14 protein-coding genes and 4 pseudogenes are annotated in these 19188 nt (G+C 58.1%); 12 read left to right on the top strand and 6 right to left on the bottom strand.

Annotated elements, in window-relative coordinates; translation table 11 throughout:
* Positions 1-45: 45 nt before the first annotated feature.
* From ACVJGD_RS27385 to ACVJGD_RS27395, 3 genes are all read right to left on the bottom strand, one after another.
* Positions 46-2109: a recombinase family protein gene (locus ACVJGD_RS27385; RefSeq protein WP_456637158.1), complete on the bottom strand. Its 2064-nt coding sequence runs from the start codon at positions 2107-2109 to the stop codon at positions 46-48.
* 357 nt (positions 2110-2466) lie between these two features.
* Positions 2467-2841 carry a recombinase family protein gene (locus ACVJGD_RS27390; RefSeq protein ID WP_456637159.1) on the bottom strand — a complete coding sequence of 125 codons (375 nt, stop codon included), beginning with the start codon at positions 2839-2841 and terminating at the stop codon, positions 2467-2469.
* A complete protein-coding gene (locus ACVJGD_RS27395; RefSeq protein WP_456637160.1) occupies positions 2834-3007 on the bottom strand; it encodes a hypothetical protein in 174 nt (57 codons plus the stop codon). Before ACVJGD_RS27395 ends, ACVJGD_RS27390 begins: the two co-directional genes overlap by 8 nt.
* A 259-nt stretch (positions 3008-3266) precedes the next feature.
* Between ACVJGD_RS27395 and ACVJGD_RS27400 the strand changes: the two are divergent.
* From ACVJGD_RS27400 to ACVJGD_RS27420, 5 genes and pseudogenes are all read left to right on the top strand, one after another.
* A pseudogene (locus ACVJGD_RS27400) lies at positions 3267-3506 on the top strand (ATP-binding protein); the annotation flags it as partial.
* Positions 3507-3636: 130 nt separating this feature from the next.
* Positions 3637-4854 carry a tyrosine-type recombinase/integrase gene (locus ACVJGD_RS27405; protein WP_456637161.1) on the top strand — a complete coding sequence of 406 codons (1218 nt, stop codon included), beginning with the start codon at positions 3637-3639 and terminating at the stop codon, positions 4852-4854.
* Entirely contained in the window at positions 4851-5828 is a 978-nt protein-coding gene (locus tag ACVJGD_RS27410) for a tyrosine-type recombinase/integrase (RefSeq protein WP_456637162.1), read from the top strand. Before ACVJGD_RS27405 ends, ACVJGD_RS27410 begins: the two co-directional genes overlap by 4 nt.
* On the top strand, positions 5825-6850 hold the full coding sequence (locus ACVJGD_RS27415; protein WP_456637163.1) for a tyrosine-type recombinase/integrase: 1026 nt from the start codon (positions 5825-5827) through the stop codon (positions 6848-6850). The genes ACVJGD_RS27410 and ACVJGD_RS27415 overlap by 4 nt, the downstream gene beginning before the upstream one ends.
* A gap of 122 nt (positions 6851-6972) precedes the next feature.
* Positions 6973-7221: pseudogene (locus ACVJGD_RS27420) on the top strand (ATP-binding protein); the annotation flags it as partial.
* A gap of 874 nt (positions 7222-8095) precedes the next feature.
* Here ACVJGD_RS27420 and ACVJGD_RS27425 read toward each other — a convergent pair.
* Positions 8096-8914: pseudogene (locus ACVJGD_RS27425) on the bottom strand (DUF932 domain-containing protein); the annotation flags it as partial.
* Between the two features lie 381 nt (positions 8915-9295).
* On the opposite strand from ACVJGD_RS27425, the gene ACVJGD_RS27430 reads away from it, so the two are divergent.
* Entirely contained in the window at positions 9296-10336 is a 1041-nt protein-coding gene (locus tag ACVJGD_RS27430) for a hypothetical protein (protein ID WP_456637164.1), read from the top strand.
* A 68-nt stretch (positions 10337-10404) separates the two neighbouring features.
* Here the strand turns inward: ACVJGD_RS27430 and ltrA are convergent, their stop codons facing one another.
* Positions 10405-11655 carry a group II intron reverse transcriptase/maturase gene (gene ltrA, locus ACVJGD_RS27435; protein ID WP_456632677.1) on the bottom strand — a complete coding sequence of 417 codons (1251 nt, stop codon included), beginning with the start codon at positions 11653-11655 and terminating at the stop codon, positions 10405-10407.
* 564 nt (positions 11656-12219) lie between these two features.
* Here ltrA and ACVJGD_RS27440 point away from each other — a divergent pair.
* From ACVJGD_RS27440 to ACVJGD_RS27465, 6 genes and pseudogenes are all read left to right on the top strand, one after another.
* Positions 12220-12555: a hypothetical protein gene (locus ACVJGD_RS27440; RefSeq protein ID WP_456637165.1), complete on the top strand. Its 336-nt coding sequence runs from the start codon at positions 12220-12222 to the stop codon at positions 12553-12555.
* A gap of 90 nt (positions 12556-12645) precedes the next feature.
* Positions 12646-13775 (top strand): IS3 family transposase gene (locus tag ACVJGD_RS27445; protein ID WP_456637166.1). Its coding sequence is split into 2 segments (ribosomal slippage): positions 12646-12898 and positions 12898-13775, totalling 1131 coding nucleotides; the frame shifts between segments, so codons are not numbered across the junction.
* A gap of 172 nt (positions 13776-13947) precedes the next feature.
* Entirely contained in the window at positions 13948-14682 is a 735-nt protein-coding gene (locus tag ACVJGD_RS27450; protein WP_456637167.1) for a hypothetical protein, read from the top strand.
* Positions 14683-15046: 364 nt separating this feature from the next.
* Positions 15047-15262 carry a helix-turn-helix transcriptional regulator gene (locus ACVJGD_RS27455; RefSeq protein WP_456637168.1) on the top strand — a complete coding sequence of 72 codons (216 nt, stop codon included), beginning with the start codon at positions 15047-15049 and terminating at the stop codon, positions 15260-15262.
* Positions 15263-15717: 455 nt separating this feature from the next.
* A pseudogene (locus tag ACVJGD_RS27460) lies at positions 15718-15883 on the top strand (JAB domain-containing protein); the annotation flags it as partial.
* 136 nt (positions 15884-16019) lie between these two features.
* Positions 16020-18077, top strand: coding sequence for a DEAD/DEAH box helicase (locus tag ACVJGD_RS27465; RefSeq protein ID WP_456637169.1), 2058 nt, complete (start codon positions 16020-16022; stop codon positions 18075-18077).
* Here the strand turns inward: ACVJGD_RS27465 and ACVJGD_RS27470 are convergent.
* Positions 18066-19145: an IS630 family transposase gene (locus ACVJGD_RS27470; protein WP_456636361.1), complete on the bottom strand. Its 1080-nt coding sequence runs from the start codon at positions 19143-19145 to the stop codon at positions 18066-18068. The two genes, ACVJGD_RS27465 and ACVJGD_RS27470, sit on opposite strands and share 12 nt — an antisense overlap.
* Positions 19146-19188: the final 43 nt, after the last annotated feature.

The following is a 19188-nucleotide window of genomic DNA, read 5'->3' on the forward strand; positions in this document are numbered from 1 at the left end:
GTCGTTGACATTTTTTGGATCGTACGATCGATCATGTTGATACCTTCATTTGTTTGGTCTCGGGTCGAAAACGAGGTGATCTCGAGCTCCTGTCTTAAGCTCTCGCAACGCAACAATGCTGGCTTCCGTATCAGGAAAGAGGAATCGCTTGTCCCAAGGATCGCGCTGGATATCAATGGTGCCGCTGCGGATACGTCGCTTGATCCAAGAACTCGAAACTCCCAAACGCTTTGCCATTGCGGTCACCGGCAGCCAACCAGCAATGTGACGAGCACGCGTTGCGACGCCGTCCTGCAGTACGCGATGGCGCTGCCGCACGATCTGAACGGTTCGTACTGGAACATAATTTCGGCGCGGTGAGCGGTGCCCCTCCTGGGTCAAGGTGTTGGCGATTTCGGCATCATCGAAGCCCTGGCGGGCCAGCTCAAGGATCCGTGCTTGCATCTCAGTCCCTCGAGTTAGAGCATGCAGTGCATGGACCCTCGGCTCGACTTCCAATTCGGATATCTCGCCACCACACCAGACGATCCGAACCGCGATTCGATCGCGCGTGATGCGGTGGAGAACAACCTTGTCAATCAGCGTTCGTAATAACTGCTTCTTATCTGCCCGGCTCACATCAGGCCGCCGCCAGAGCTCAGGCAAGTGTGGACCAAGCGCAAGAAACTCATTCTGCTCCTCTGGGGTCAACATGGCTGATTTGCTCTTCGTGGCTCGGCGGGTGGTCAGCGCCTCTTCAGCCTGCCGGAGTTCGCGTAACGCGTTTTCCCATCGCCGCTCCAACTCAGCGGCGATGAGGCGATTGTCAGGATCGACCCGATTATACTGTCGTTCGGCCAGGAGTGCCTGATAGCGCAGTCGCTCAACCTGCTGCTCTTCGGCGCGATCAAGCGCTTCGTCAGTCTGCTGCCGCGCATTGAGCGCACGCCTCCAGGCCTCCACCTCAGCGGGAGCGATCGCTGCAAAGAATGCAGCCACCACCTGTGCGTCGATTGGATCGGCGGGAAGATGCTGGCATAGCGTCTTGCCTTGGTGGTTCAACAGGGAATTGCAGACGTAGCGGGACCCGCCCTTGTATTGTATCGACATCTTGTGGCCGCACCGGCCGCACCAGGTGATGCCTTGCAAGATAGCGGCCCCCTCTCGGGGCACGCCACGCGTCTGATTGCGTTGGTATTCGGCATGGTTATCGCGCAACATGGCCTGGATCCGCTCAAAGCCATCCCAATCGATGTATGCAGGATAGCGGTCCTTTACTACTACCTTCCACTCTGCCATTGGGCAGCGGGCCGTCTTCAGTTTACCACTCGTATAGGTCGTGCGGCAGGACTTGGTGCGGCCATAGACGAAAGCGCCAGCATAGGCCGGATTCCTCAAAATTCCGGAAATCATGCTGGCCGATGGTGTCCGCCACGCAATATCGCCGAACCGGTCCCGCCGCGGTATAGAGAGCGCACGATCTCGGAATGACCGGATTACCTTGCCTACGGAGCCTCCCTCCAGAAATGTCGTGAAAACCAGTGATATCCGCTGCTGCACCTCCCTGCTCGGATCCTTCGATGCCACACCATTGGCGTCACGTTCCAAACCCGCCGGTAACAGTAACGTCAACTCGCCGCGCTCGGCCTTGGCGCGCAGCCCCGCCGTCAGACGGCCGCGCAGTGTGTGCAACTCCACTTCGGAGATTGTGCCCTTTAAGCCGAGTAACAGGCGCCCATTGGTTGAGCCAGGATCGTAGACGCCGTCGCGATCCGCAATGAGGCATTGCCGGTAGCCGCACAGATCGAGTAGCGGGTACCAATCAGAGCAGTTGCGCGCGAGACGCGTCACCTCATAGGAGAGAATGATTCCGATTTCACCCAACGTGACGCGGGCGATAACGTCCTTGAAGCCCTCGCGATGCGCTGCTGTCGATCCACTCAATCCAAGGTCGGCATCAACGACATCAATATTGGTATCATCCCAACCGAGATCGGTGGCTCGCTGTCGCAGTGCATACTGCAGTCGCAGGCTCTCCTGGTTGGTTATCACCTGATGAGGCGTCGACTGCCGAATGTAAATTACGGCTCTGCGACAAAGGTGGCTCCCCGTCACAAGATCCGACCTCATGGCTCTTCTCCCAGCGAACCACGCGAGCTTGCCAATTTTGATTCGGAGCCGTGCCTTAAAGAATCATTTGTCGGCTGATTCGCCAAGCTCGTCAGCACCACGTCTCTTGAAAGCCGGAGCAAGTCTCGAATGCTTTCGAGCGAAAGCTTGCTTGACGGGACAGACAGCCGCTCGCCATAGAGGTTGGTTGCTGCAGCTCGAATTCTCAGCAAAATGCCGTCGCGATAATGAACGAGAACGCAGCCGCGGAGCGAGCTTCCGGCCGATACCAAATCAAAGCGCCGTCCGTATAGTGGATGGGTTGGGTCGGTTACGGTAATCTGCTCTAATTGATCAGATGGCTCCCGAATAGGGGCATCATGCTGTGTGGTCGTACACGCCGTCTTCGTCGATAATCACGCTGTTCACCAACGTGCAGAACTCCAAGAGCGTGTGCCAATCGCGTCCGTTGCGCGCTAGCCGTGAAGCCTCGATGGCCAGCACGGCACCGGCTGCGCCGGTGCAGATTGCGGCTAATAGACGCTCAAAGCCGGGGCGCGAGGTGCCACCTCCTGAGCGCCCGAGGTCTTCATCGATGACGATTACATTGTCCCAGCCAAGGGCTCTTGCACGCGTTGCGAGCGCGTATTGACGCCGGCGACTCTCCGGATTGTTGGCAAGCTGATCGGAAGTCGATTGTCGGACGTAGACATAGGCACTGCGCGACAGGTGATGAGGTGCGATCTTATTCATCGTTCACCTCGTTTACCTTTGCGCGGCCTGCGCTGCACTCGTTGAGCATCAGCTTGAGCAGACTCACTATCTCGGCGCGAACTATAGGGCCGAGCTGTTGCCGCTTTATTGCGTTTGTTGCGAGCTCCAATAAATCGAGTTGTTGCTGTTGTGAGTTCTGCTCCATCACCGTCTCCACCCGTTCGAATCGTGTCCTGACAGGAGCATAACGATACAAACTGTGCATCAACGAGACCGCGAAGCTCACGCAGTGAATCTAACGAAAGCCGTGGGACTTCGACCATTGGCAAGGTCGCTGCGCTGCTCTCAGTCATCCACGCCGGCAGCAAAACACGGCAGCCATCCGGCTGTTCGATCGCAAAGTGAAGGCGTCCCCCGTGAACAAGCCGTCTGTAGACGACAACGCATTCGCCAGCGCGAGGATGATGCGGATAGCGAATAACAACTTCAAACGGTCTGTTCATGGGCAGTATGTCGTGGGCCTGACCGGTACCGGCAAGTCCTGGCTGGCCTGCGCGCTCGGCAACAGAGCGTGCCGCGATGGCTTTTCCGTCCTCTACAAGCGCGTACCCCGCTTGTTCGCCGATCTCGCCCAGGCGCGCGGCGAAGGCCGTCTCGCCCGCCTGATCGCGGCGCTCGAGCGCGTCAATCTGCTCATCCTTGACTTATGTGCAGCGCGCAGTGATGTGGAGCGATATAGATCTCCCCGCTATTAACAGCCGCTTCGACCGTCCCTACTCAACATAACTGACGACGGTAGCGTGGTTCTCTCTCGTTCATCCGAAGGAGGCAACCATGCTCGAACACTTATTCCGGAAGGTTCACGCGGGTTACACGGCATCGCCCAATGGCACTTTGTTGGAAGATTTCGCTACTTGGCTCATCTCGGCTGGCTACGCCCGATCTACGGCCTGCCACCACGTACGAGGCCTAAAAGAAGCTCTCGACCGGATGTGTTCAGCGCGGCTTGATTGCGATAGCGGCGTTTCAGGAGTGGTCTTGTCGCAAGCATTTGCCCCCGCATCATTGCAAGGCACCCGACGCGCCGTTGAACGTTTTCTCACCGCGAGACGGCTGTTCGTCCAAGAACCAATACCAGAGCCGTTCTCAGCACTTCTTGGTCGCTACAGATGGCATTTATCGGAGGTGCGTGGTCTTACCAGCGCGACCCTGGAACAGCACATCATAACAGTGAAGAGCTTGCTCGCGCACGCTTTGCCAGCTGGCGCCCCGCTGCACGCGTTGTCAGCTGCCACAGTCGATCGGTTCGTAATGACCAAAGCACGGCGCGTTAAGCGACAAACCCTACAGCACGTTGTCGCTCGCCTTCGTGCCTTTCTTAGGTTTTGCTTCGACCAGGGCGAGATCCGGCAACGGCTCGACGCAATTGACGCGCCGCGCGCCTACCGAGGTGAACGACCGCCTCGAGCTCTGGCTTGGCCGCTTGTAAAGCGGCTGCTGCGCTCCATCGACCGATCGGAGCGGCTTGGCTGGCGAGACTATGCGATCCTCCATTTGATGGCGCATTACGGCCTGCGGCCCTCCGAGATCATCGCACTGACGCTTGGTTCAATCGATTGGGATAGCCGTACGCTCCGCGTCAAGCAGTGCAAGACCAGATCAGATCTCGCGCTTCCTCTAGCCGAACAAACCATACGCATTCTCAGGCGCCATCTGCGCCGCGGCCGGCCCGGCGGGGCGCATCGTGAACTTTTCCTCCGCGCAAGCACCCCGGTAGGTCCCCTCACGCACTACGCCATAGGCGATCTCTACCAGAAGCGCGCACGTCAGAGCGGTCTGCCGCTGCAGGATACATCCTCCTACTGCCTGCGCCATTCGTTTGCGATGCGTCTGCTCGATCGTGGTGTCGGCGTCAAGGTGATCGGTGATCTGCTGGGTCACCATACCCTGGAGAGCACCTGTGTCTATCTCCGGCTGCAGACCGGGGCCCTGCGAGAGGTCGCGCTTCCTCTGCCAACGGCGACCATCGGCATCGAGGAGGACGCAGCATGAGCGCGACCTTATCGGCGAGCCCGTTCAACCAAGTGGTTGACCGTTATTTGCAGAGGCAACGTTCACTTGGGCGCGGCTATGTTCATGAGGAGCGCGTAATCGACGCTCTGCGTCTATTTATGGAGAAGAACACCTGTACTGACCTCGATCAAGCGCTCTTCGAGGGATGGTGCGTGTCACAAGGTCATCTTTCCGCAAGCACACGGCGCAATCGCCAGCGTATCGTGCGCAACTTTTGTCTCTATCGTCAGCGTACCGAGCCAAGTTGCTTCGTTCCGGATATCAATCGCTTCCCACGTCGTAGCCCCCATGCACCGCCGGTCATCTTTGGGGCGGCCGAAGTCGCCAGGATGTTGGCCATAGCCGATCGTTTGGCTCCGACATCAAGTTCGCCGCTGCGACCAGCGGTGATGCGACTTGCCGTGGTCCTGCTCTACACCGCGGGGCTCCGTAGGGGCGAACTGCTACGTCTCACCTTGGCCGACGTCGATGCCCGCCATGGCATTTTGCACATTCGTGCGTCGAAGTTCCACAAGTCGCGGATCGTCCCGTTGTCGCCGGATGCCTGTCGGGAGCTGAGGTTGTACCTCAGGAAGCGGTTTCGATCACCTCTGAGCCATTCGGCGGATTCACCCTTGCTTTGCAATACCAAGGGGCGCGTGCGCGGTTACACAGGTACCGGCCTGCGGGAAGGCGTCCAAACGCTATTCCAAGTCGCCAACGTTCGGGGCCCCGACGGGCGAATCCCGCGGGTGCATGACTTTCGCCATAGCTTTGCCGTTGGATCGCTGTTGCGATGGTACCAGCAAGGGGCGGATGTCCAATCCAATCTGCCAAAGCTTGCGATGTACATGGGGCACGTCTCAATTGTTTCGACGACCTATTACCTCCGCTGGATTCCACAACTTTCTGCTGCGGCCAGCGATCGGCTCGAGAGGCATTTCGGCCACCTCATCACAGGAGGTGCCGCATGAGATCCCAAAGACCTAACGAGCTCGGCAAGAGCATCGAGCGCTTCTTCCGGGAGTATCTGCCGACGCTCCGGGGTACCAGCGGACACACCATACGCAACTACCGGGATGCGATCGTTCTGTTCCTTCGCTTTACTTCGTCGCAAACGGCCAAGGCTATCGAGGATCTCGATCTCGTAGATTTCACGGCGAAGCAGGTTCAGGACTTCCTGGCGTTTCTGGAGGCCGAGCGTCACAATGGAGTAGCCACTCGCAATGCGCGGCTGGCGGCGCTGCATACGTTCGCTCGCTTTCTCGCAACCGAACAGCCCGCCTATCTCGCCGAACTGCAGCGCGTGCTAGGCGTACCGTTCAAACGCGGCGCGCGGAGCAAGCCGATCGAATACCTTGAGCCGCAGGAAGTCGAAGCGTTGCTCAAATCGATCGATCGCTCCACGCCAGCGGGTAAGCGCGACTATGCGTTGTTCGCACTGATGCTCAACACGGGTGCTCGCGTTCAGGAGATACTCGATCTGCGGCTGTGCGACATCCGCACTGATCCTCCTCATCAAATCCGGCTGCGCGGCAAGGGCGACAAAACGCGATTGTGTCCAGTTTGGCCCCAAACCGCACGACTTCTGCAAGAACTGTCGAACAGTGTTGCTCATTCGGGAGGCCGCGACGCTCCGCTGTTCGTGAACCGCCAGGGCAACAAGTTGACCCGCTTTGGCGTTCGTTACCTGCTCAAGAAGCACATCACGGCCGGAGCCAACGCAACCCGCACGCTGCAGCAGAAGCGGATCCATCCCCATTCCTTGCGGCACACGACCGCCATCTTTCTCCTGAAGGCGGGAGTCGACTTCGCGACCATCAGCCAATGGCTTGGGCATTCGTCGCTGAACACAACCATGACCTATGCAAGGGCAGACATCGATCTAAAACGCCAAGCGCTTATGCAGGTGTTCCCCGAGATCCTCGCACCGCCTCGCGCCGGGCGCGTCTCTTCTGCGGCGATCAACATTGTTGATTGGCTGAAGAGGCTATAACCTACAGGGTAAATTATGTGGAGTTGGGGGCTGTCAAAAACCGGACCAACGCCGACGGTCAACCGTCAACTCCACATCACTGCGCGCTGCACATAAGTCAAGTCACGTTGAGCTCAACGTGATTGGACGACTGGGGACCCGAAGCGCTCACTGGCGACCAGCGCCGGGATCTGCTCGAGATCGTCGATGATCGCTACGACAAGGGATCATTGTTGATCACAAGTCAGGTCCCCGTGTCGCAATGGCATGACGTGATTGCCGATCCCACGCTCGGCGACGCCATATTGGACCGCATCCTTCACAACGCCCACCGCATCGAGCTCAAGGGCGACAGCCTGCGTCGTCGGGCCGACGATAGGACAACAGCGTGACCACCGCGCGCGCCGCTGCGTCGCTCGTGGGGGCCACTCCGCGCCGCGCGCGGGGCCCTCCCATGGACCGCTGGACCGATCTCCAAGCCCTCCCGCCCGTCTTGACCAGGAAGACCATTTCCAGCACACAGAAACCCGTCAGTCGTGTTCGTCTCCGCAAGTGATCACCATCGTCTGGAAACCGTGATCACGATCGCCTGGAAGCGCTGATCACCATCCCTGGAATACGCAGCCCAGTCTCTTCTCTACGGTGTGCGGTTGCATCAGCATACCTTCGTTATGAAGTTGAAAGACCCAGCAAACGCGCCGCCCTTCACCCGCGCAGAGGGGATTCCCCATCCGGTTGCCCGGCCGGTTTCACCCATGCCCGTCCATCTGAGGATGGCTGTCCCGGGCATTACCCCGGGCATTTTGGCTAATATGGCGGCTCCGTCGCCCTACGGGACATCGAGCGATGCCCGCTTAGGCGATCCCGTGTTTACACGATCAATGAGAGGCGACGTGGTTAGGTGGCCCGTTCGATCATTGGCCCTTCGACGAAGGGTGGGCCGTGCGACCAAGTTTAGGTGGGTCTCGTGGGGTATCTCACCCTTCGCACGGCATGACGCGTCAACCATTGCTGCGTCATGACCCGAAAAAAGTCCCTGATCTGGGCTTCACGCAATTCAGCATTCACCATACACGTCTTGCCCTGACGTCCCGATAGCCTACAATGGTTTCGACCCGGATGACGCCTTTTCCCAACATGCTGTTGTCCCCTGCCGGTTTCCCGGTCGCAGCCATTTCTGGCCAAGGTAAGTCGGGTGGACATCAGGCTATTCTTGGTTTCCTGAGAAGTCTCCTTCACTCAATTGATCGCGCCGACACGGCGCACCCAGAGATTGCGATTTTGGCAGACGGCGCGGAGATAGAAGCTCGCCATGCCGAGCGTCTTCGCACCCACCTCGGAATTCCAGCAGTAGAAGCCGCGGAAATAGAGGTCGGGCGAACCGTCGGCCAATCGGCCGGCCTCGATTGGATTGAGATCGTCGACCAGGAACAGGAAGACATCGCGATCGGACGCATAAAGCGTCGTCGTATCCTGTGTGATGTCGACGTGCGGATTGTAGACACCGGTCGACCAGTTGAGCATGCCCGGGACCTTCCAGCGCGTATCGCCCGTGCCATTGCCCGCGATGCGCTGAACAGCGGCGACGAGTTCGTCGTCAAAGATGCGCCCGTATTCGGGGCCCGTAACAGCGCGAAGCTCGACGCGACCGTCTTCGATCTCGAGCGTCTTTACCTGCGCGGCGGAATGGGAGGTCAAGCCGTATTGGAGGTTGATGCCCGCTAGCGGAGCCGGAAGCTGCCGGAGGTAGGCCGGTGGCGCTCCGACCAGGCCGGCGAGTTGGCCGAAACTCCAATGGGTCGGTGCGATCAGCGCATCAGAACCGGGCAGTACCAGAGCCAGGCGCTCGCCATCGTCGCGGCTGGCCTCAACTCGAATCGCAGCGCTCTCGACCGTTCGGGTCCGGCTTCGCTCGGTCCGTCCACGCACCGCGGCATAGAGCTCCGACAGGGACAGATAGCGCTCGTCCGCTGGCCGCGAGAACCATTCCGACGATACTCGGCCGACGCGTGTCCCGCGGTTCACGTCCACCTTGTAGCCGCTTACGCGATCGCGGCCGGCGCTCAAAACTTCGACTTGGGTCATGGGTCATCTCCGCGACAGGCGCCGGAGGCCTCTCCTCCGTTCTCAACCCGTCACGGCGAAGCCCGTCCGCCCTCTCACTCTGATGCGGGCGCTGCGAGGTTCTCCCCGCAGAAGGGGTCGACCGAGACCACAGGCTCGGGCGCAGGGGAAGGCTTTCCCCTCTAAGGCCTTCCACCGGCATTCAGGATGTCATCGAAGCAACAGGTCACGTAACCCGATGGATTTGCTCGCAAAGTTTAGTGCACCGCAAACGAGGCGAACGGAAGATTGGGTCTCAGTTTGCGGGTACTTTCACCATTTCCATACGGCACCTTGACTTGATGTCCCGCACACCGTCAGAACGATCCTTCAGAGATCACCACGTCAGCGATTGAAACGAAAATGACGCTCGATATCAGGGGCAGCATCAAGAATACGAAGATTAGCTCGAACCCGTATGTTGTTTTCGAGGAGCTGATCTCAAATGCGATCGACTCGTTCCTGATCCGCAAGCACGAGGACGCCTCTGCAACGGACATGCTGGTCGACATCGACGTCGAATTCATTCGAGCTGACATGCTTGATGATCGCGAGTCCATGATCGTTTCCTGCACAGACAACGGATGCGGGTTGGGAGACGATCAGCTCAAGGCATTTCTGACCAAGGACACCTCCTACAAGGACGACCTTCCGATCTTCGGAATTGGTCAGTGCAAGGGTGCGGGACGAATCCAGTTTTTCCACCATTTCTCGGCTCTTGCGATCGACAGCACCTATCGCAGCAGGCACGATATCCTGAGGCGCCAATTGCGCTATTCAGAGCCGCAGAAGCAGATCGATCCTGAAGATTTCGAAACCAGCACAGGAAGTGAAGCCGCGATCGGGACAATAGTACGGCTGGAGCAATTCAAGGACAACGCCCTCGCGCGGATTCAGTACTCAGAGTCGCCTAGCACCCTGTTTTCCGCCCCCGCTCTGAAGAAGCAAATGCTCGTTGCCTTCCTTCAAAGGTTGGTGGGTCTCGCGAGTCGACTCGGGAGCTTCGAGATCAGGTTCACCACTCGCCATTGGAAAAGGGACGACGAGGTAGAGGTATTGAGACATTCCGACTTGCCGAAAGTCACGGCTCAGCGGGAGGTGGACGTTGAGGAACGAGATCCCAGGACTGGCGATGGCTTAGCGACGCATCAAAGGTTTAAGCTCTCTCACTACCAGCTCGACGCGAGCCTCTTTGACCTACCTCGTAATGCCATCGCGTTTTGTGCGAAATCCTCGCCCGTGAAGGATATCACCCCTTATTACCTGCGGACCCGAACGGAGCAGAACAGTCCAGTCGGCGGATTTCACCACATCGTGCTGATCGAAAGCGACTATCTGGATCAGCGCGTGAACGAGCAGCGCGACGACTTCGACAACATCCCTGACGAGATACCTGGAGAGTAGGCCGAAGGAATTGCACCTTCGGCCTCTCGCAGAACGGTGCATGAGCCTCTCGACTCACACCGCTCCCATCAGACAAACGCGCCGATCCCTCCAAAACGCCAATGGGCGAACAAAGACGGGTTCTGCTCTGCAATTCTTTGCATGAGCATGCTGGCCCGCACTTTGTGTCCACGTAGCCGGCGGTATTTCCGCATGATCCAGGCGCGTATCGTGTAGTCTGCGTGCCTGTATATCGGCCACATCGCCGAGGGATAGAATTGCCCGTAGTAAGCGATCCAACCCCGGAGGATTGGATTGAGAATGCGAGCAAATTCTTCCAAGCTGAGATGGGACTGATTGCGGAGATTGAGCCGCCGCGTGTGTGCCCGCATAGCTTTAAGAGATTTTGTACTGACCGCAGGTGAGAAGCTTGTGAAGAGTACGCCCCTTGCACGCGTTCTGGCACCCCGCGCTCGGAACTCGTAACCTAAGAAGTCAAACTTCATGTTCGGGTACGAATCCCTTCGATTTGAGTCCTTGCAGTAAACAGTCTGCGTTTTATCTGGATGCATTTCCAGGCCACATGCTGCAAGTCGAGCTTGCAGTGCCGCCTTAACGGCGTCTGCTTCCGCTCCAGTCCTGCAATGCACGAGCCCGTCATCAGCATAACGGCACCAAGGAAGGTCTGGAAACATTCGCGTCATCCAGACATCGAACGCATAATGCATAAACAAATTACTCAAAACGGGGCTGACCACACCGCCTTGAGGCGTTCCTCGGGTTCGTTCAACCAGAGTACCGTCTTCTTGTTGAAGCGGCGCGATGAGCCAACGTTTGATGTAAAGCGTTACCCACTTACACGTCGTGTGTTTCTCGAGCGCCTTCAGTAGAAGCGCGTGGTCGATGTTGTCGAATAGACCTTTTATATCAAATTCCAAAACCCAATCGTATCGCCAGCAACGATCGCGGGTGACAGCGATTGCATCCAGCGCCGATTTCTTCGGACGATAGCCAAAGGAATCGGGCAGGAAGATAGATTCTAGAATCGGTTCAAGGTATTGCTTGACAACCGTCTGTGCCACGCGGTCGGCCACTGTAGGCACGCCGAGAATTCTTTCCCCGCCATTCTTCTTCGGAATGGCGACCGCTTTGACCGGCGGCGGAAAATAGCTTCCCGACGTCAGCCTGTTCCAGATTTTATACAGATTGCCCTTCAAGTCCTTTTCGAACTCAGTGATTGTCTCCTCATCCACGCCGGCAGCGCCCGCATTGGCTCGGACGGCCTTGTAGGCTTTCCACACTTGCTGTTTCGAGATATCAAACGGTTTCGCTGCACTCACGCGCCTCCTCCTCTTGCGAGTTGAACGCCAAATACAGCTGTCTGACCCGACCCCTTTGCTCCAGCCGCATTACCAGCCTTCATCGCTCGTACGAGTCGGTCCGTCCCAGTGCTCCGCATCGGGCGTTTCGCCTTGTGGTTTTGGCCACTTGTGCTTTTCCCTTGACATCGGAACGACTGGTTCCCGCAGTGCCGTACTGAAGCCTGAGTCAGAGTCACGCCCCCTATACACCGGCCGCCATCTGCCCAGTAATCAGGTTTCCGACAGATTTGTCCCGGGCTCTGCACTCGCGCCCGGTTTTGACGACGTTTGACTTTAACGACGCGTCTTCGAGGGTTTATTTGCATTCGTCTCTCTGACTCTTACCTGCTGGGGTTCTTCTCCCCACGCTTTACTCCCGCGCTCACGACCATGGCTCTTTACCTAGGCCGCCTGGAGTGGTTTGAAGCCTGCTCCTGAAAGCCGACTTCGGAGGGCCCGCCTCCATCTTCTGTACAGCTTCTTGTTTGATTGGATCAGTTCATTCTGAACTCCTCTCTTACGACTGCGGCACACAGTGGAGACATGTTTTCAGCCGAAAAGCTGTCTTACGCAGCAATTCACGAGGCGATTGATCCGATCATCGAGGAGATGGTCGTCCCTGCGGATTGGGATAAGGATGACGTTCTGAAGCAAGTCACTGACCAGTTCGGTGTCAGCGAGGCGATGCTCCAGGATACCTCGACACGCATCGTTTATGGCGAAGCGGCCCAGTCGGTCGCTGAGCGCGTTCTAAAAAAATATCAGGAAAGAATCATTGATGAGACCGCGGAGATCTTCAAACTCAAAGAGGAAATTATAAAGGCCGAGCCGGATTCGGAGCAGTTTCGCGCTAAGATCAACGAGCTTTCGTGGAAATAAACAGAGCTGGCTCCGCAAATTCGGACAGTCGAATAAGTGGATTTTCTGCCTGACAGCAGCGAAGGTTCTCGCTGCGAATCAGGAGCTAAGATGACGAAGAGATCGCGCCGGACGCATTCATCGGCGTTTAAGGCAAAGGTGGCTTTGGCCGCCGTGAAGGGAGACAAGACGCTCGCCGAGCTGGCGCAGCAGTTTGATGTTCATCCGAATCAGATCACGGCCTGGAAGAATCAGCTTCTGGACGGCGCCGCGGGGGTGTTCGGGCAGGACAAGGGATCGGCTGAGGCGCCGGTCGATTTGAAAGCGCTGCACGCCAAGATCGGGGAGCTGACGCTGGAGAACGATTTTTTGTCCGGCGCACTCGGCAAAGCCGGCCTGCTGAGCGCAAAGAAATGATCGACCGCGAGCATGAGCTGCCTGTGGTACGGCAGGCGAAGGTCCTGAACCTTGCCCGCAGCACGGTCTACTATCAATCTCGGCCGGTTTCGGCCGAGGACCTGGCCTTAATGCGTCGGCTCGACGAGTTGCATCTCGATTATCCCTTTGCGGGAGCGCGAATGCTGCGCTCGCTGCTGCGTCGCGAAGGCCTTTCGGTTGGCCGGCGACATGTGGTGACGCTGATGAAGCGCATGGGGATTTCGGCGATCTATCGCCGCCCGAACACGAGCAAGCCGACGCCAGGTCACAAGATCTATCCGTATCTGCTGCGGGGTGTGAAGGTCGAACGGCCAAACCACGTCTGGGCGATGGATATCAGCTATGTGCCGATGCGGCGTGGCTTCGTGTACCTGGCAGCGGTGGTCGACGTCGCCAGCCGTCGCGTGCTGGCGCATCGGGTGTCGATCACGATGGAGGCCGCGTTCTGCATCGAGGCGCTCGAGGAGGCGCTGGCGCGCCACGGTCAGCCGGAGATCTTCAATACGGATCAGGGCAGCCAGTTTACGAGCCAGGAGTTCACGAGCGTGCTGACGGCGGCAGGCGTCTCGATCAGCATGGATGGCAAGGGCGCCTGGCGCGACAATGTGTTCGTCGAGCGGCTCTGGCGCACGGTCAAGTATGAGGAGGTCTATCTGCGCGCCTACGACAGCACAGCGGAAGCGTGCGCATCGATCTCCAGGTATCTGGCGTTTTACAATCAGGGCCGCCCGCACTCGAGCCTTGACGGACGCACGCCCGAAGAGGCTTACTTCGGGCTGCAAGCGATAGCGACGGCCGCATGATCGTCGCCGAGCGATTTTGCTGCAGCTCTGGTCGGGCTACGCCCTCCCGACGCCGCAGCAAAATCGCAAAGCCCCGCGTTCAGTGTAACCCGGCAGGAATCCACTTAATCTCCGCGGGGTGCTGTCCAAACAACCGGAGCCAGCTCTAACGTCATCGCTCAAAGCATTTGACATGGCGAACCTATCGCAATTGATAGTGCGCCGTGCCGCGATCGTACAGATTCTTGATCTTGCGTGTCGTAAGCAACTCGCAGGACAGGCAGTCGCGGATGGCGGACGCCGGAAGGACGAGAAGATCATCCACAGCATCTTTTTCCCGATGCGGAAAGACAGCACTGAGATCGCTGACCACGACATTTGGCTTCTGAGTGAAGAATATCATTACTACGATTACATCGCTTCAGACGTGCCGCTATCAAGCACCCGCTGGAATGACAGCGAAAGTGTTTTCGAAACTGACATCGACCAGGAGTTTCAAAAGCTGCTTGCCAAGCGGGCAGACGACAATGGCGGAAAGCGGCCAGACATTGCTCTCTTCAGCAAAGAGGGTTCAGCCATCATCGTCGAGTTCAAGGCCCCGGGAGTGTCGATGGACGAGCATGTCGGCGATCTTTCAGAGTACGCTCATTTGCTCGCGGCCAAGTCAGGAGGCCGGCTAAGGAAGTTTTATGGATATCTTATCGGCGATACTGTCAATCCCCTGCGTCTGAGCGGAACTTGGACTCCGTTTTCAGTCGGCCAGGGATGGTTTCAATCGAGCGCCCTTTTGGACCCTCGCACTCGGCAGCCGTTGGGTGAAACCTATTTTGAGCTGCTCCACTTCGGTGACGTCATTGAGCGAGCAAAGAAGCGGATTGGCGTATACCAGGACAAGCTCAAGCTGAATCTACATCGGAACAATCATTGAAGGCGGTTGAGCGTGGGGTAGCGAGCTCTTGGCTCGACCGGAGGCAAGTGAGCGCGCCATGTGATCTTCCGAGGCGTAGCGCGCGGCCAGGCTGCCGGCGGCCGATTCCGCTTTTAAGTCTGAGGACAGTTGCCCGCAGCATTTGCTACGTCATGTACCTGCGGCCGAGAGGCGCAAGTATTTTTGCTACGCCCTGTCACACCATCTTACGACTATCAACGAAGGTCGACGCGCCAACTCGTCCCGGTTTGACGAGAGCTATGCGCGGTCATCGAGAATATCGTTTTCTTCCGTCATTCTGGGTGTCAACATCTCAACTGTATCGACCGTGACGTCTCGTGCTGCGGAGTGATGGAGAAGACGAATGACAGACGCCAAATTCCTTACCCCGGAGGAAGTGTCCGCACGATATCGTAACGAGGTCACGGTTGGTACGCTGCGGAATTGGCGCGCGATGCGAACAGGGCCTGCATATGTCAAGATCGGGAAAGCCGTCTTATACCCGGTGAGCGAGCTTGACGCTTGGGATCGCAGAAATCTTGTGATTTGTAGTGCGTTGAAAGGACTCGACGCGAACTAGCGTGGGATGAACAATAGAATTCCTCAGGCGCACAATGTGCGCTCGCATCCTTCATGCCGCTATACTCGCCAACCGCGCACAGTTTTCCGCGCTCGGCGGTGTACGTCGTGAATCATGGCATACGTCGAAAGTCACCTCTCGACACTGAGGCCACTGTCCTGACGGGCCTTCCAGCTATGATCAAATACTCAGCAGAGAAAGCGTGGTTGAGCTGAGCACTCGCTTCGACGTGAGTCCCAGCATCGTCAGTTCACGCCTGTCTTTGAGAGTTCGCAGAAAGTAGTGTAGACTCGTTCGTGATCCAGCATGCTCTAAGCAAACGGTCCATGCGCAGACTGTCGCTAGGGTGATGTTCACGTTGGATCATCGGGGACCGATCCCAGATCCACACCTCAATGGCCTTTCGCTTCGACAAAAATCGCCGTTACATCAAGGCGATACGTGCCGACCAAGGACTGATGCACAACCACCCCTTCCGGCGACCCGACGCCGTCGCAGGCCGACATCCAGATGACCAAGGCGATCATCGATATCGCCAAACCGCTCGGCATCGCCGTGCACGACCACATCATCGTCGGCAAGAACGGCCACGCGAGCTTGAAGGGGATGCGGCTGATTTAGCGCATGCTGAGCACTAATCTAGCCTCGTGAAGGCGAAAGGTTTAAGGGCAATCGCGTGACTCATCACGGCGCGTCGGCATGAGGTACTATGTCGGGACCAACACATAGACCGCCAAGTCAGGAAAGAGCCTACAAAGTGACCTACAATGCGGAACAGGCTCTGACCCTTCTTCGCATTGGCTCCGGACGGGCCGATGCCGCCTTCCGGGATGGCCAGGAGGAGGCAATTCGTCACGTTGTCGAAGGTCGAGGCCGCTTGCTGATCGTGCAAAAGACCGGCTGGGGCAAGAGTTTTGTTTATTTCATTGCGACCAAGCTGCTGCGCGATGGCGGCAGCGGTCCGGCTTTGCTGGTCTCACCATTGCTGGCCCTCATGCGAAACCAAATTGCGGCGGCAGAGCGCATGGGCGTGCGAGCTGTCACGATCAATTCGGATAATGAGAGCGATTGGGCTGAGAGCGAAGCAAAGCTTATGCGTGATGAGATCGACATTCTGCTGATCTCACCCGAGCGGTTGGCGAACGAGCGGTTCCGTACTGAGATCCTGGCGAAGATCGCCGCAAGGATTGCGCTGCTGGTGGTCGACGAAGCTCATTGTATTTCAGACTGGGGGCACGATTTCCGTCCCCACTATCGTTTGGTGGAGCGAATTGTCAGGACCTTGCCGCCCAATCTGCGACTTCTGGCCACCACAGCAACCGCAAACAATCGGGTGACGAACGATCTCGTCGCAGTCCTCGGACCGAGGCTTGAGGTGTTGCGTGGCGATCTAAATCGTAGCTCGCTGTCCTTGCAGACCATAGTCTTGCCTGATCAAGCCCAACGTCTGGCTTGGTTGGCGGAACAGCTCGCCACGCTGGATGGTCATGGTATCATCTACACACTGACGGTGCGCGACGCTGATCAAGTTGCGGGGTGGCTGAAGAGCCGGGGCTTCAATGTCGAGGCCTATACAAGCGAGACGGGGAATCGTCGCGAAGACCTGGAGCAGGCGCTGCTCCATAATCAGGTGAAAGCTCTTGTCGCTACCACTGCTTTGGGCATGGGCTACGACAAGCCTGATCTGGCATTCGTGATTCATTACCAGACGCCAGGTTCGGTCGTGGCCTACTACCAGCAGGTCGGCCGAGCCGGACGTGCTCTCGACTCCGCTTATGGCGTTTTGCTGAGCGGCGCGGAAGAAGATGAAATCACGGACTGGTTCATCAGGAGTGCATTCCCCACCCCGCACGAAGTCGAGGATGTTCTAACTGCGCTCGAGACAGAGCCCGAGGGGCTATCCATTCCCGAGCTGCTCAGCCGAGTAAATCTGAGCAAAGGGCGCATCGAAAAGACGATCCTTCTGCTCTCTCTCGAGTTACCCGCGCCGATAGCCAAGCAAGGAACCAAATGGCAGCTTACGGCAGCAACACTGAGCGACGGGTTCTGGGAACGTGCAGAACGGCTCACGGCACTGCGTCGCAAAGAACAGCAGCAGATGCGAGAGTACGTCGCCCTCCGATCTGGTGATCATATGAGTTTTCTCGTCAAAGCACTGGACGGGGATCTGAGTACTTGCAACCCTCCGACGCTGCGCGCTCTGCCGACCAATCCGGATACCGCGCTGGTTCGGGAGGCAGCAGCTTTTTTGCGCCGCACCGATCTGCCGATCGAGCCGCGCAGGCGATGGCCGGACGGCGGGATGCCGCTCTACGAGGTCAAGGGAAATATTGCCGGAGCGCATCAGGCCCAGGCTGGGAGAGCTCTATGTGTTTGGGGTGATGCAGGCTGGGGCGGCCTCGTCAGGCAGGGCAAATATCGCGATGGCCACTTTCATGATGACCTCGTCGAAGCTTGCGTAGAGATGATTCGACGATGGAATCCGCAACCCGCTCCCACCTGGATTACCTGTGTTCCGTCGCTCCGCCATCCCGATCTCGTGCCGAATTTCGCGCAGCGTTTGGCTGTCGCTCTCGGCCTGCCGCTGCATATGGCGCTGGAAAAGACAGAGACCCGGCCTGAACAGAAGACGATGGCGAACAGCACTCAGCAAGCTCGCAACGTCGACGGTTCGCTCGCCCTTGCCGGACGTCCGCTTGCTCACGGCCCCGTGTTACTGCTTGACGATATGGTGGATTCGCGCTGGACATTCACCGTGGCGGCATGGCTTTTGCGTACCAGCGGCAGTGGCGAGGTCTGGCCGCTAGTGTTGTGACTCTAACGTTTGTTTCGCCCGGGCCACTTTTTCAAGGATTTCGCCTGCAGACTTGGTCCAGACGAAGGGCTTGGGGGCGGCATTGTGGTTGTCCAGGTATTGCATGATGGCGTTCTTGAGCTCAGCGAGGCTTTTGAAGGCGCCGCGGCGAATGCGTTTTCGGGTGATCTCGGCAAAGAAGCGCTCAACCATGTTGAGCCAGGACGCCGAGGTCGGCGTGAAGTGGAGATGGAAGCGCGGATGCGCCTTGAGCCAGCGCTTCACGGCGGACGTCTTATGGGTGGCATAGTTGTCGACGATCAGGTGGAGGTCGAGACCGGGCGGCGTCCGGTGATCGATCAGCTTGAGAAAGCGCAGGAACTCTCGATGCCGGTGGCGCGGCATGCAGGTCCCGATCACCTTGCCGTCCAGCATGTTGAGAGCTGCGAACAGGGTCGTGGTACCATTGCGCTTGTAGTCGTGGGTCATGGTGCCGGCGCGGCCCTTTTTCATTGGCAGGCCGGGCTGGGTTCGGTCGAGAGCCTGGATTTGGCTCTTTTCATCGACACAGAGCACCAGTGCCTTGTCGGGGGGATTGAGGTACAGCCCGACCACGTCCTCCACCTTGGTGGCAAAGTTTTTGTCGCGGGAGACTTTGAAAGTGTCGACGAGATGCGGCTTGAGCCCGTGCGCATGCCAAATCCGCTGGACGCTGCTGTAGGAGATACCTGCCGCCTGCGCCATGCTGCGCACGCTCCAATGGGTCGCGTTCGGCGGTTTCGCGTGCAGCGTCATGTGCACCACCTGCTTGATCTTTTCGGGCGGCAGCGGCTTGACGCGCGACGGTCGGGTCGCGTCCTTCAGCAGCCCGTCCACGCCTTTCGCCACAAAGCGATGGCGCCAACGGCGGACGGTCAGCAGGCTCTTGCCAACCGCCGCAGCAATCGCCTCCGCCGTCAGTCCATCGCTCGCCAGCAGCACGATCCGCGCTCTCCAGACCACCTTCTGCGCCGTGTTGCGGTCGCGAACCAACCGCTCCAATCGTTCACGATCGGCTGCGCCGATCGAAATCTGCTCGATCTTTCTCATCCGCGCAGAATCGCAGCTTCGCGCCGATTTGTGAATCGTGCGT

It is taken from the genome of Bradyrhizobium sp. USDA 10063 (assembly GCF_054063735.1).